Raw genomic sequence first — 12,695 nt, forward strand, 5'->3', positions numbered from 1 at the left:
TGCGACGGCGGATACAGATGCCAAAATTAGCTTTTTCATTGTCATAGCTCCAGTATTCAGTCAGACGGAATGTCTCGACTGTTTTGTGTTTCTCGCTGGAAAATCCCAGCATTCTCAACAGGGTAATTTACAATTTTATCGTTCTAGGGCCTAAAGCTTCTGTGGGGTCACAGGCCTTAGCCACTGCATGCAAGAGGATTGATCGATCTGGTCGCCCCCCTTTAATTTCCCGGCCTAGCGGTCGGTTCGGATTTGCCGGTCGCGGGATTGCGAGGGGCAGAAGGTGTAAGCTCGGTCTCAGCGATGGTTTGCGGACCGCGAAGCGGCACCTGCTGGACGGCGGCTATCTTGGGGCGCGCGGGGGTGGCATTGGCTGTCGGCTTTGCCTCGACCTTGCGCGCGGGTTTTTGCTTCTTTTGACGCTTTTCGGCCTTCTTAGTCGCTTCACGCACTTGCTCGGCGGTGACTTTGCCCTCGCGCTCATCCCGGTAGCTGGCGAGGAGTTCGCCGCCGCGCTTGGTGTCAGAGAAGGCCCATAATTGTTGCTCTGCCCCTTCCATGATCAAGGCATAGACTGCCTTCTCGATGGCTTGCTGCAAGGCGACTTGATCGGGCTCATTCGTCGTCATGCCAGTCTCAGCTTCCAAGAGCTGTTTGAAGCCGACATAGCGGAAGGCCCCGCCGCCCACCGCATAAGAGGCGATGGATTTGGTGGTGGTGACCTGGGCCAAGACTTCCCCGGTGCGGACCGAGACGGCGCGCAAGGCGACGGTGACCGTATCTTGGCGATATTCGGTGCGGGCGCTTATGCCCAAAAAGCCCGCCCCTGCCCCGCCTGTCATGGTGCTGGTGTCATAACCGACGACACCCCCGCTCAAAATCACGCCAGCGAAGAGAAGGGATGGGAGAGCTTCTGGGTTGACCTTGGTCTCGCCCAAATAACGCTCGCGCATTTCGCGGATGATTTGCCGCTCATTCAAGAGGTTAGACAGGTTTTCCCGCTCTAACACCGTGAACCAATTGCGCCGCCCGGCATCTTGCAAGGCCTTCATTAGGATGGAGGTGCCGCCCTGACTGACCGCGCGCGACAGGGTTTGGCCTGTTTCGGACGACCGGAACTGACCCGTCTGGTCAGAGAAGTTGTAGACGGCAACCGGTACCGGCCGTTCAGCTGCTGGCAGGCCCTGTAATAGGCGCTGGGTGCTGGTCTGCTGTTGGATCGCCGGCAGCGATGGGTTCTTGCCCATCGGCATCATCTTGGCCGTGGTGGAGACACACCCACCTAGGCTCAACAGGCTGAGTGACAGGATCAGGGCGCGCATCATTTGATTTCCACAAAGAGCGGCACCACCAAAGTGGTGACTTCACCAGTCGTGTCATTGGTAATGGTGATGGTGACGTTGACGAGGTCGCGCACAAACTCAATCGTCTGCCCACCCAGCGAGATCTTGCCACGCTCTTGGGGATTGTCGCCAAAGATGGCGTCGACGATTTGCGACGAGACGGCGGATAAGAGGCGTGATTGCAATTGCCGCGCAAAAGCGTCGGCCTGCGACGTGCTGGTTGAGGGCCGCTTGTCGCGATAATCATTCTGTGCGTTGGCCACGCCCAGGAGGTGGTTCGAGTTGAAGGAATTGCCGCCAAAAGTTGGGTTGATCGGCTTATAGGTCAGGTCTTGCGCCGACGCTGCCGAGGGCAATGTCAAGGCAATAAAGCCTGCGCCGAACAATCCGGCGAAACTGAGCGCGCAGACGAACTGCTGCGACTTCCCACGATAATTTGCCATAACGGCCCCCACCAATGAGGTTTTGTTTTTATGAAATACACACACTGGAAATGGGCGTTCGTCATAGGGTGCCGAAACAAGGCCACCGCCCCGAACCGAAGCGCTTAATCGTTTCTTAACCGACGGGTAATTTGCTGGCAATCACAAAAATATAGTAAACTGAAATTTAATACAGTTAACTTGTTTACCCTAATATGGTTACTAAAGGTTACATAATTCCCCAATTTGGAGAAAAACTGATCTAGATAGGGCTTTGGCTTTAATTGATCTTCGCAGAAATGTGAATTTAATACTACAAAAGGCTAAATTATTTACTTTAAAACCTGAATACAAAGGTCACAATAGCGCCAAAATCATCGACGCGGCGGAAGTTAAAATAGCCCGAAAAATGTGTCAATTATATTGGACGTCTAAATTGGTGTCGAAAAGCAGACTTTTGGTAACCGATGGCAAAGATATCCACAAATTTCCGCCGCACGCATTTGATCTGTCCAAAACTGGCGCTAGATTCTGCCTGACAAAATCAATTGGTCGCGGTGCCAACTGCCGTTCACGCCATAGACCTCTGCTAGAATCGGTGGGGTCAAGGCTTCTTGGGGTGGGGCTTGGATCACGCGCTGGCCTTGGTTCAAGAGGATGATCTCATCACAGAAGCGCGCGGCTAAAGCGAGGTCATGTAGGACGACCAGCACCGCTTGGCCTGCGCGTGCTTGGGCCTGCAGGGCGGCCAAGACGTCATAACTGTGGCCGGGGTCGAGTGCGGCTGTCGGTTCATCGGCGATTAGAGCAGGCGCTTGGGCGGCAAGTGCACGGGCCAGATGCACGCGCGCCAACTCCCCTCCCGACAGGCTGGTGACGGCGCGATCTTCAAAGCCCTTGAGCGAACAGCGGCTCAAGGCATCCTCAACCGCAGCGGAATCGGCGGGCCCGAGACGCCCCATCGGCCCACCATAAGCAAAGCGGCCGAGTGCAACGGCCTCCCGCACGGAGATTGGCCAAGCCAGCTTGCGGGCTTGGGGCAGATAGGAGACAGTTAAAGCCCGCTGCTTGGCGCTCAGGCTGTGAGCCGGTTGTGAGTCCAGATAGGCTTGCCCCGCAGTGAGGGGCTGCAAGCCGAGGAGCGCACGCACGGCGGTGGTCTTGCCAGCACCATTCGGGCCTAAAAGCCCCACGAGCTTGCCCGGCTGAACTTCAAACGAGACGTCTCGCAAAAGCGGTGCGCCTTGCAGGGTGACGCTGGCCTCATGCAGCTTCAGGCTCATTGATCGGCCTCCAGCGTGCGGCGACGGACGGCAATCCAGATGAAGATGGGCGCGCCGATCAAAGCGGCGACGACGCCAAGCTTGAGCTCTTGGCCTGTGGGCACGAGCCTCGCGATCAGATCTGCGACCACCAGCACGAGGCCGCCTAACAAGGCTGCGGGCAAGAGGGTGCGCGCCGGGTCATGGCCCACGAGTGGTCGCACCAAATGCGGCGCGATAATGCCAACAAAGCCGACCGCCCCTGCAACAGAGACCGCCGCCCCGGTCAAAAGCCCTGTCCCCAGCACCACCCAGATGCGCGAACGGCCCACATCTAAACCGATTGCGCTGGCGGCCTCTTCGCCCAAGGTCAAAGCCCGCAGGCCAGGTGCCGCCAACCCGATCGCGATAGCGCCTGCCACAAGGAAGGGCGCGGCTAGCCACAGGTCTTCCAGCGACCGATTGGCGACCGATCCCATCATCCAATTCATCATGTCCGACAAGGTGAAAGGATTGGGGGCCAGATTGAGGAGGAGTGACATAAAGGCCCCAGCGAGGCTGGATATCCCAACGCCCACGAGCACCAAAGTCACAACCGATTGGACTCGTGGCGCGACGAGGGCGAGTAGTCCTGTCGCGAGCAAGGCCCCAGCGATAGCGGCTAAGGGCAACACCCAAGGCGAAACCTGTACAAAGCCCCAGTAAATGGTGATGACGGCAAATAGGCTGGACATCGCCGAAACGCCCAGCACGCCGGGCTCTGCCAATGGATTGCGTAAGAGGCCTTGTAGCGCTGCCCCACTGCCCGCCAGCGCCATGCCAACGACAAAGGCCGCCAAGGCGCGAGGGAGACGAATTTCCCAGACAATCAACTCTGCTTGCGCATCCCCTGCCCCGACAAAGGCAGCCAATTGGCGATTAAGCGGTAAAGGTGTGACGCCCATCAAGCAGGACGCAGCGAGCGCCAGCACGCTTAAAACCACCAGCGTCAGGATCAAAGTCGGCGTGTGGTTTTGCACCTTCATGGCTGCAAATCCTTGGGCAAAGCGCCCGTCTTGGCGTGGATGCTGCGACCTGTAGCGGCCATCGCCTCCATGGCGTCGACCATAAACCACCCACTACAAGCTGTTGCGCCACCATCAAGGCGGGCAACTGGCAGGTCGGTCAGCATCTGGCGCACCAGCGGATGGCGCGCTTGGCTCCAATAATCCTGATGTGGGCTTTGCGCGGTAAAGAAGGCCGTCACCACCATGGCTGGCTGCTCGGTTGCCAAGCGCTCTAGGGGTAGCGGATTCCAGCCCTTTTGTGTTTGAAAATTGACCAGCCCTGCCTTGACCATCATGCGATCAACGAGTGAGCCCGGCCCGGTGGTTACGCCACCTGGGGTAACATAAAGGGCTGAAACCTGTGGCGCGGGCTTTAGACTTGCAAGCCTGCGATCGAAGTCAGCCACCAAGGCCTCGCCGCGTGCGGGTTGGCCTAAGGCTTCGGCGGCTTCGCGCACATTGGTGCGAACAGCGGTGAAATCCTCGCCCCAGCCGATTTGATGGACTTTGATGCCCGCCCTTTCGAGAAACGGCACCATCTGCGGCCCACCACCGTAAGAGCGGACAACCACATCCGGCTTGAGGGCCAAAATCGTCTCCGCATCTGGGCGAACCTGCCTCAAGCCCTTGGCTTCGGCGCGCATGAAGGAGAAATCTCGTGTGGCATCGGGCGAGACCGCAACAATGGAAGCCCGGTTTGCCAGCTTGATGACAAATTGGTCGGCACAAAAATCGAGTGACACAACGCGCAACGGCGCTTCGCCCTGATTGTAAGGGGCCACAGCGCCTTGTGGTTGCGGCGAGGAACACCCCGCCGCAACCGACAAGCAGAAGACAAGGACCAGTTTAGAAGGTCGCACGTAGCCCCACCAATGTCTGTCGCCGTGGCGAGCCATAGCCGGTGATTGTCTCATAAATCTCATCACCCGCATTTTCGACGCGGGCAAAGACGGTCCAATGGGCATTGATCTTCTGGCTCGCCCGCAAGGTCACCAGATCATAGCCCTTGATCACTACCGTGTTGCTCGCATTGTTGAAGCTATCGCCTATACGCGAATAGGTCGCAGAGAAATCGAGACCAAAGTCGAACACATAGCCGATGGTGGTAAAGCCCGTCTCCTTGGCGCGACGCGGCAGAAGGCGATTGAAATTGGCTGTACCGCGAACTTTGTTGCGCGCATCCAAGGTCGCAAAGCCTGCCGACAGGCTAAGTTGCGGGGTTGGCTTGGCTTCCAGCGTGAACTCGGTGCCATCGGCTTTGGTGCGGGCAATATTGTCATAGGTCCCGCTTGGACGCCCGACGCAAATGGCCGCCGGATTGCCAAAGCACGAGACAAAGTCGATCTGGTTAATCGTGTCACGCTGGAAATAGGTGATCGACCCGATCAAGCGGCGTGAGAACCAAGCCTGTTCCACCCCGATTTCTGCCGAGCTTGCTTCTTCGGGTTGTAGCTTGCCATTGCCAAAGTTGGAGAAGAGCTGAAATGGCGTCGGGGACTTGAAGCCATCGGCCAGGGCCGCCCGCACAATTGTGTTGCCTTGGTTCAGGGAAGCCGCAAGCGTTGCCCGCGTATTCAGGGCTTCGCCAAAGCTATCATGGTCGGTCCAGCGCACCCCCAAGGTCGCCGTCAACCAAGACGCAGGCGAGGCTTGGCCCTGCAAATAAAGCGCGCTTAATTCGCTCTTGGCCCGCAAGGGGCTGGGGTTAGGATTGGAAACCGATGGGCTGGCCGTCCGCAGACGGGATTGCTCAAACTCACCCCCACCTACAATCTGGAACTGTGGCGTCACGTCCAAGCTTGATTGAAACTCTGCCCGCCGATTGGTGCCATTGCCGACAAAGGTGTTTTGAACGGCCAAAGTGGGGTTCAGATTGGTTCGGTCGGTTTGGGTTTCACTAATCCCAAAGCGCGTGCGCGACCGGCCGTCTAACAAAGTCAGATTTGCCCCCGTATAGACGATCAATTCCTCGGTCTCTGATCTCTCTAATGTGTCAGCCAACACGAAACTGGGCGCGGGGAAGCCATCGATACCCACATCGCTATCCGACCAAAAGACGCGTGCTTCCAAGCTCAAGTGATCATTGAAGGCATAGTCGAGGCGACTTTGCGCAAGTGTGTTTTTATAGCCATCGCGCTCTTTGCCCGCCTTGGCCGAACTGACACCATCGGTCTCAAACTGGCCTGCGGCTAGAACATACGAAAGGTCGCCGAATTGCCCACGCACCGAACCGCGCGCCCGCTTGGTGTTTAAATCCCCGCCTTCTAGCGTGACCGAGGCCCCAAACGGCACATCGCCCGAACGTGTGATGATCTGCACCACGCCCCCCATGGCTTGGCTGCCATATAAAGTCGACTGCGGCCCACGTAGCACTTCAATCCGTTCGAGATTGCCAACCAACAAATTGGCGAAGTTAAACCCGCCACCAGGGCCAGATGGATCGTTAAGCTTCACCCCGTCGATCAAAAGGACAGTCTGGTCGCTTTCCGCACCGCGGATGCGCACCGTGGTCAGACTGCCGACCCCACCCGTCCGGCTAAAGGCAACGCCTGGTACATCACGCAACAGGTCAATCACAGGAATGGACTGGGCGCGGGCAATCGCGGGGGCATCAATCACCGTAACCGAGGAACCAACCCGCGACGCCCGCGTTGGAGTCCGAGTAGCGGTGACCACAATGGTTTCAGCTTGCCCGGCTGCCGGGGCGGCTAAGGCGCTTTGCGCGGCAACCGAAGTGACAAAGGCGAAGGGGGAAAGTGCCACACTGACGGGCACGAGTAGTGTTCTTGCCAAGAGGCAAAGTTTGCGTGTCATTGATTTTAGTTGGCCGCTGATCCACGGCCAATCCTCCTTGCATGCAAGAGTGGCGGGTGCGCACCATGCGCCCCACGTCCTGCAGTCGTTGCATCGGAGGTAAACTCCGGCCTTCCCGCTGACCCTGGCAGGACGGACGAACGACGGCGATGGCAGGTCTCCCGACTTACGGGTCACGGCTTTGTTTCGGCCTTCCCGAACCCATTTGGGGCCCAGTGGCACATCTTGGCTTTGGCCAAGAGAAACGCGGCTATCCGCTTACGGTCGCAGGCACGGCTGCTGATTTGAGGGCTAACCCTCGCACAGCATTCCCTTTTCACCCCAGTTTCCTGAGGCACCATCTAACTGAGAGGTTATCAGCAAGCGCTGGCTTTGCCAAGCGCGACCTCCTGCCACACAAAGATGATAGGAGGCCGCCTGATTATTTGTTCGCCGACATCATAGCGATGATGGAGATCAAAACGATGGCCGCAGCCAAGGACACGGCGAGAACCGTTGTCATCCCTTTGACGCGAACGCCTTGACGCGCTTCGTCGCCAGTTTTGACGATGGGAGGGTCTTCAATCATGCTCGCCTCCTATATGCTGGCCGCGCCATCGGCCCATTTTTGATCGGTCGTACCGGTCAAATCGAACGAGCGATCGGGGCCATTGGCCAATTCTTCATCGGTTAGATTGACGACATAGCCGTCGGGCAGCTCCCGAAAGGTCAGCAGACCCCAAGCAATTGGATAACCGCCTTCGCCTAGGCCCATAAATCCACCAAAATTCATCACCGCATAGGCCACTTGGCCCGTGCGCTTGTTGATCATGATGTGCTTGATCGTGCCAATTCGGTCGCCCGAAGGCCGGTAAACGCCAACGCCTTCAACCTTAGAACTGGAGATCAGGATCGCATCGGTTTGTTCGACGATTTTGTTGATGTTCTCTTCGTGCATGACGGTTTCCATTTCAAAGTGGGAGAACCGATCAAACGCGTGAGGCCGTTGGGGGTTCCGGCGTGGGGCGGGGGCAGTCAAAAACGACAGCACAGCCGCACTTTACAGAAAGCCTTCAAAAAGCTTGTCGTATGTACCATTGAGTGGTACAAAAACTCTAGAATTTTAGCGGAGCTACTTCTTGATCATTGGGTTTCGGCATCATTGGCTTTTGGACTTCTTCTCCGAAGATCAAAGCTCTCGCCTTATCCCTTCTGATTTGGAGACCCGCCTGTTTCGAAAATTGCAAATGATCGACGATGCGACAACTGACGCCGACTTGAGAGTTCCGCCCAGCAACCACTTTGAAAAGTTGCGGGGCAATTTACAAGGCTATCATTCAATCCGGGTGAACAAGCAGTGGCGCTTGATCTTCCGATGGAACGGCGCGCGCGGGGAAGCAAGCGACCTTTATCTCGACGATCATTCTTACCAGTGAGGACACCAAAATGATCACTTCCAAACGTCGCCCGGCCAGTGTTGGCGAGATTCTTGTTGAGGAATTCATGGGGCCATTGGGCCTTACGCAAGGTGCATTGGCCGAAGCCATGGGCGTTCAACGCAAACATGTGAACGAGCTTTGCAATGGCCGCCGCGCCGTGACCGCACCAACCGCGTTGATCTTGGCCCGCGTGTTCGGCAATAGCGCCGACTTTTGGCTCAATACCCAAAGGCGGATGGATTTGTGGGAAGCTATCCATTCACCCAAGGAAGCAGAGAGGATCGCGCGCGCAAAGCCACTGACATTTGCGGCTTAGTGCTAAGCAATCGAAAGGTTGCGGCCATTGGAGAAGGGAACTCGCAAGGCGGCAATTTACGACGAAGTGTCTCAACTGGTGCGCAAGCGCTAAACTGAATGGTGAACGCGCGGCAATGGGCCTTCGGAATACTAGGTCTGACCGCCATTGACCTAATGACACTATTTATGCCAAAAACCGGACAAGGCTGCGTCTCCAATTGGGATATTTACATGCTGCTCCCGAACCATAGGGCGAAAACATGGTCCCGCACTGTGTCAGCAATCCTTCGTTTGCCTGACTGCCTTAACGTCTTTCGGTGGCGGCAGGTGGCATGACGGAGCAGCCTTACACCTTATATGGGCTCAAGCTTTCCTATTTCACAGGCAAACTCGAAGCCTATCTGCGCGCCAAGGGCATTGCGTTCAAGTTCGTCGAGATGAAATTGGCCGACTTCCAACAGTGCGCCAGAGAAACTGGGGTGGCCCAGATGCCGCAACTCCTCACCCCGCAGGGGGCTTGGCTGACCGACACAACAGCCATAATCGCACATTTTGAGGACCATGTGGCCGAGCCACGTTTTCGCCCATCAACGGCAAGTGGTGTCTTTCTGAGCCGCTTGCTTGAAGATGCTTTCGATGAATGGCTTTGGCGCCCTGCCCTTTACTATCGCTGGACATTTGCGGAGGATTCCCGGCTGATGGGGCGCCAAATCGCCAGAACCCTACTGCGCGACCTGCCTGCACCGCTGTGGCTTCGTAGCTTTTGGATAACGAAGCGCCAACAATTCGAATATCTACGCGGTGACGGCGTGACCCGCGAAAACAGCCCCGCCATAGAACGCCATTACCTAATTCTGCTCGATCTGTTGGAGCCGGTTTTTGCTGCACGGCCCTTTCTGTTCGGCGATCGACCCTGCGAAGCCGATTTCGGGCTTTTCGGCCCCATGTTTCGCCATTTCTCGCACGACCCAACCCCGGCAGCCATCCTGAGGGAGCGGGCACCAAATGTCTTGCGATGGACAGCAGATTTATGGGCTACGACGCCGGATAATCTTGCCAGTGCCACCCCCGTCGCAGGTGCGCCTGCCGATCTTGACCCGCTGCTCCACTGTATCGGAGCGGACTATCTGCCCTACCTCAAAGCCAATTTGGAGGCAGTCGCCAACAAAGCCCCGCGCGTCCGTTTCGAGAGTTTCGGCGGCCAGTTTGAAATTCCCGCCTCGCCCTATCGTGCAGACTGCTGGCTGAACCTATGTCGACAATTCGCGGCACTTTCAAAAGCAGAACAGAGCAAAGTTTCTGCGCGCATTGGTTTCGAGATCAAACTGGACGGTAAGGCGTTGGACGTGAACCCGTCGCCACCAACAAAAGGGCGTAGGATTGCAAACCGCCATTGGCAATAAGGTTTGATCCAACCAATGATTTCTACTGGAGAGACCCTTGGAAGCCACGGCTGCCAAGCTTGGATTTCATCCAAGGTGCAACTATCGATTCCATCGGATCATAACCTATTCTTACCTACGCTCGAGAAGATCTGGGAGGACCTCTTGGGCAATGTCGAGAACCGCAGAAATCCTTGCAACTTTTCGAGCGCCAGGACGGAATGTCAAAAAGACCGGCGTGGCAGGCGACGCCCATTCGGGCAGACAGCGGACTAGAAAGCCACGGGTGAGATCGTCGTCTAACATGAAATTCGGTAAAAAGGCGATCCCATGTCCTGCTCGCGCAAGTTGATTTAAGATTGTGAAGTTGCGCACCGCAAAAGGACCACTCACCTCTACGGCTGCTTCGCCTTTGCCTGAAATGAGGCGCCATGCGGCACTGGGTCGATCACCGCGAAAGGTCAAACATGGCCGAGACTTAAGGTCATATGGTGTTTTTACGGAAGCGGTCGCATTCACTTGAGGTGCCGCCACGAGCCATCGAGAAAAGCTACCAATAGGCCTCGCCACCAGATTTTCATCATCGACGCTGCCGATCCGCACGGCGAGATCCGTGTTAGGATCTTGCATATCCTCGAAAGTATAGCCCGTGCGCATCACAAGACTCAGATCAGGATGGCGCTGACGAACCTCTGGGAAGAGACGCTCGGCAACTAGCGCTCCAAACTCTGGTGTGGCCGCAATCGTCACTTGGCCTGAGACACCAGCACGCTCCGCATGGGCGATGTCGCCTAACAAATCAATCTCAGCCAAAATAGACTGAATGCGCTCATCTAGTTTACGACCAACCGGCGTGAGGCGCACAGAACGGGAACCGCGCTCTAGCAAGCGGACTGCGAAATGTTCTTCGAGTTGGGCGACGTGACGACTAACCCCCGACTTAGCCATGCCGAGATGGTTTGCCGCCGCGCTTATACCGCCTAGACGTGCAACAGTATGAAAGACGTGCAAAGCACCCAGCCCGATTGTTCTAAATTCAGCAACCATCAGTTCACAATCCGCTCTCTGTTCTAAAAAGTGAAGCTCTTCTATCCCGCCTTCATCAATCCGCCAATCCGGCATGAACGATGGAGACAGACATGAATATCCTCATTACAGGCGCTAATAGCGGGTTTGGCCAACTCATAACGAGTGACTTACTCAAAGCCGGTCATCGCGTGGTTGGATCCATGCGCGACGTCCACGGCCGCAATCGCGATGTAGCACTGCGTCTGCGCGAACTCGGTGCCGAAATTACTGAAATTGATGTGACAGATGATAAATCAGTGACCGATGGCGTGACAGAAGCGGTAAGCCATGTCGGCGATATCGACGTGCTGATCAACAACGCAGGCGTCGGCGCACATGGATTACTAGAAAACTTCAGTCCCGAGGATTTCAGCCATATCTTTGACATCAATCTGTTCGGTGTCCAGCGCATGATCCGCGCAATCGTGCCGGCGATGCGCGCACGCGGAAACGGCCTGATCCTTAATATTTCAAGCTTACTTGGACGCATATCGATGCCATTCTACGGCCCATATATAGCCTCAAAATGGGCGGTCGAAGCGCTATCTGAAAATTATCGTGCCGAGTTGAGTGCCTTTGGTGTTGAAGTCGCCATCGTTGAACCAGGCGGTTTCCCGACAGGCTTCATTGCCAATATGAAGCACCCAACGTCACGTGACCGCGACAAAAGCTACGGGGCGATGGCCACAGCCCCCCAATTGTCGCTGCAGCAATTCGAGGGCTTTCTGGCGCAAAATCCAGAACAGGCACCTCAAATCGTCGCGGACGCGATCGTTGCTATCATTGCTATGGCGCATGGAACCCGGCCATTCCGCACCGAGGTCGACCGGATCGGCATGGGTGGACCAATCAGGGAATACAATCACCATCTCGCGCAGGTCACAGCTGGTGTTTACGCTAATCTCGGCATCGAGGCTATGCTGCAGGTCGCAATGGGCGAAACTAAATCGGTTTAACCTGACGGGCCAGGACACTGCGCCGTCGCGAGTGGTGTCTTGGTTTCTACCGACCATTCACTCGGTAAGGAAAGGGCAAAGACTGCCAACCAAATATTGATCTCAGAAGTTTTGGGCCAAGGCTTGGTGACAATTCTGACCTTGCAAAGCGGTCTCGCAGATGCCGTTTCGCCAAGTCCTAGTAAAGTGCTTGATGGCTTAGGCGCTGACCAAACGAGCCACGCCTTCGGTTGCGCAGATGACACAAGTACAGAGCCAAGCGGGCTCTCAGTTGGGATCATCAGGACGGGGGTGTGGCCCGCTAGCCATCTTCTAAAATGACTATCCGCTAGCTTTCGCCATTCTTGAACCGCTTGCGCACAAGACAAGTAGTCTAGTCCAATTCAGCATCGGCTATAGGTAGGAAGCCGACCAAGGCGTCACGGTTACGCACTTAAATTTGGAGCTCGTGTATGACAACGGTCGTGGTCTGGCGAAAAATGATACCCTGCGGCAAAGTTGTTTCTGGCGGGACCTGAGCAAGGACAGGGGAAGCGCGCTAACGGCCGAACAAATTCACGGCAGCCAAAAATCGCGCCGGGGAGTGACGCAAGAATGAGACATCCCTCGCGATATTCGTGCCACAACCCGAACCGCAAACAGCCCTAAAGCGCCTAGCCATATAAGAAAAAACTGGCGGAGACGGAG

Annotated in this window: 13 protein-coding genes and 1 riboswitch; of the genes, 4 read left to right on the forward strand and 9 right to left on the reverse strand. The window is 56.3% G+C overall.

Going from position 1 to position 12,695, the window contains the following annotated elements; genetic code table 11:
* Window positions 1-221: 221 nt before the first annotated feature.
* From ACOVRA_RS10075 to ACOVRA_RS10110, 8 genes are all read right to left on the reverse strand, one after another.
* On the reverse strand, window positions 222-1,325 hold the full coding sequence (locus ACOVRA_RS10075; RefSeq protein WP_421720184.1) for a CsgG/HfaB family protein: 1,104 nt from the start codon (window positions 1,323-1,325) through the stop codon (window positions 222-224).
* Complete coding sequence (locus tag ACOVRA_RS10080; RefSeq protein ID WP_421720185.1) at window positions 1,322-1,786, reverse strand: curli assembly protein CsgF; 465 nt, start codon at window positions 1,784-1,786, stop codon at window positions 1,322-1,324. Before ACOVRA_RS10080 ends, ACOVRA_RS10075 begins: the two co-directional genes overlap by 4 nt.
* 503 nt (window positions 1,787-2,289) lie before the next feature.
* The gene (locus ACOVRA_RS10085) at window positions 2,290-3,048 is read right to left on the reverse strand and encodes an ABC transporter ATP-binding protein (RefSeq protein ID WP_421720186.1); all 759 of its coding nucleotides are present in this window, start codon (window positions 3,046-3,048) and stop codon (window positions 2,290-2,292) included.
* Window positions 3,045-4,052: a FecCD family ABC transporter permease gene (locus ACOVRA_RS10090; RefSeq protein WP_421720187.1), complete on the reverse strand. Its 1,008-nt coding sequence runs from the start codon at window positions 4,050-4,052 to the stop codon at window positions 3,045-3,047. Before ACOVRA_RS10090 ends, ACOVRA_RS10085 begins: the two co-directional genes overlap by 4 nt.
* Window positions 4,049-4,933 carry an ABC transporter substrate-binding protein gene (locus tag ACOVRA_RS10095; protein ID WP_421720188.1) on the reverse strand — a complete coding sequence of 295 codons (885 nt, stop codon included), beginning with the start codon at window positions 4,931-4,933 and terminating at the stop codon, window positions 4,049-4,051. Before ACOVRA_RS10095 ends, ACOVRA_RS10090 begins: the two co-directional genes overlap by 4 nt.
* Window positions 4,920-6,848, reverse strand: a complete 1,929-nt coding sequence (locus ACOVRA_RS10100; RefSeq protein ID WP_421720189.1) for a TonB-dependent receptor plug domain-containing protein — start codon at window positions 6,846-6,848, stop codon at window positions 4,920-4,922. The genes ACOVRA_RS10095 and ACOVRA_RS10100 overlap by 14 nt, the downstream gene beginning before the upstream one ends.
* Before the next feature lie 173 nt (window positions 6,849-7,021).
* A riboswitch (cobalamin riboswitch) is annotated at window positions 7,022-7,244 on the reverse strand.
* A gap of 64 nt (window positions 7,245-7,308) precedes the next feature.
* Complete coding sequence (locus ACOVRA_RS10105) at window positions 7,309-7,455, reverse strand: hypothetical protein (RefSeq protein WP_298227168.1); 147 nt, start codon at window positions 7,453-7,455, stop codon at window positions 7,309-7,311.
* 9 nt (window positions 7,456-7,464) lie between these two features.
* Window positions 7,465-7,824, reverse strand: a complete 360-nt coding sequence (locus tag ACOVRA_RS10110; protein ID WP_290800886.1) for a PRC-barrel domain-containing protein — start codon at window positions 7,822-7,824, stop codon at window positions 7,465-7,467.
* Between the two features lie 181 nt (window positions 7,825-8,005).
* Here ACOVRA_RS10110 and ACOVRA_RS10115 point away from each other — a divergent pair, with 181 nt between their 5' ends.
* The 3 genes from ACOVRA_RS10115 to ACOVRA_RS10125 all read left to right on the forward strand — a co-directional run bounded on the left by ACOVRA_RS10115 (window position 8,006) and on the right by ACOVRA_RS10125 (window position 10,005).
* On the forward strand, window positions 8,006-8,302 hold the full coding sequence (locus tag ACOVRA_RS10115; protein WP_421720190.1) for a type II toxin-antitoxin system RelE/ParE family toxin: 297 nt from the start codon (window positions 8,006-8,008) through the stop codon (window positions 8,300-8,302).
* 10 nt (window positions 8,303-8,312) lie between these two features.
* Complete coding sequence (locus ACOVRA_RS10120) at window positions 8,313-8,621, forward strand: HigA family addiction module antitoxin (RefSeq protein WP_298227164.1); 309 nt, start codon at window positions 8,313-8,315, stop codon at window positions 8,619-8,621.
* 313 nt (window positions 8,622-8,934) lie between these two features.
* The gene (locus ACOVRA_RS10125) at window positions 8,935-10,005 is read left to right on the forward strand and encodes a glutathione S-transferase family protein (protein WP_421720191.1); all 1,071 of its coding nucleotides are present in this window, start codon (window positions 8,935-8,937) and stop codon (window positions 10,003-10,005) included.
* Window positions 10,006-10,116: 111 nt separating this feature from the next.
* Here the strand turns inward: ACOVRA_RS10125 and ACOVRA_RS10130 are convergent, their stop codons facing one another.
* Entirely contained in the window at window positions 10,117-11,031 is a 915-nt protein-coding gene (locus tag ACOVRA_RS10130) for a LysR family transcriptional regulator (RefSeq protein ID WP_298227161.1), read from the reverse strand.
* A 92-nt stretch (window positions 11,032-11,123) separates the two neighbouring features.
* On the opposite strand from ACOVRA_RS10130, the gene ACOVRA_RS10135 reads away from it, so the two are divergent.
* Window positions 11,124-12,008, forward strand: a complete 885-nt coding sequence (locus tag ACOVRA_RS10135; protein ID WP_421720192.1) for an SDR family oxidoreductase — start codon at window positions 11,124-11,126, stop codon at window positions 12,006-12,008.
* The last annotated feature ends 687 nt before the right edge of the window (window positions 12,009-12,695 follow it).

The organism is Aquidulcibacter sp. (genome assembly GCF_049239865.1).
Lineage (GTDB): Bacteria > Pseudomonadota > Alphaproteobacteria > Caulobacterales > Aquidulcibacteraceae > Aquidulcibacter.

Bases quoted from the DNA above. Each gene is read 5' to 3' on its own strand.
- ACOVRA_RS10135 (WP_421720192.1), top strand. From the start codon at position 11,124: ATGAATATCCTCATTACAGGCGCTAATAGCGGGTTTGGCCAACTCATA.
- ACOVRA_RS10090 (WP_421720187.1), bottom strand. From the start codon at position 4,052: ATGAAGGTGCAAAACCACACGCCGACTTTGATCCTGACGCTGGTGGTT.
- ACOVRA_RS10085 (WP_421720186.1), bottom strand. From the start codon at position 3,048: ATGAGCCTGAAGCTGCATGAGGCCAGCGTCACCCTGCAAGGCGCACCG.
- ACOVRA_RS10075 (WP_421720184.1), bottom strand. From the start codon at position 1,325: ATGATGCGCGCCCTGATCCTGTCACTCAGCCTGTTGAGCCTAGGTGGG.
- ACOVRA_RS10110 (WP_290800886.1), bottom strand. From the start codon at position 7,824: ATGCACGAAGAGAACATCAACAAAATCGTCGAACAAACCGATGCGATC.
- ACOVRA_RS10120 (WP_298227164.1), top strand. From the start codon at position 8,313: ATGATCACTTCCAAACGTCGCCCGGCCAGTGTTGGCGAGATTCTTGTT.
- ACOVRA_RS10105 (WP_298227168.1), bottom strand. From the start codon at position 7,455: ATGATTGAAGACCCTCCCATCGTCAAAACTGGCGACGAAGCGCGTCAA.
- ACOVRA_RS10125 (WP_421720191.1), top strand. From the start codon at position 8,935: ATGACGGAGCAGCCTTACACCTTATATGGGCTCAAGCTTTCCTATTTC.
- ACOVRA_RS10080 (WP_421720185.1), bottom strand. From the start codon at position 1,786: ATGGCAAATTATCGTGGGAAGTCGCAGCAGTTCGTCTGCGCGCTCAGT.
- ACOVRA_RS10130 (WP_298227161.1), bottom strand. From the start codon at position 11,031: ATGGTTGCTGAATTTAGAACAATCGGGCTGGGTGCTTTGCACGTCTTT.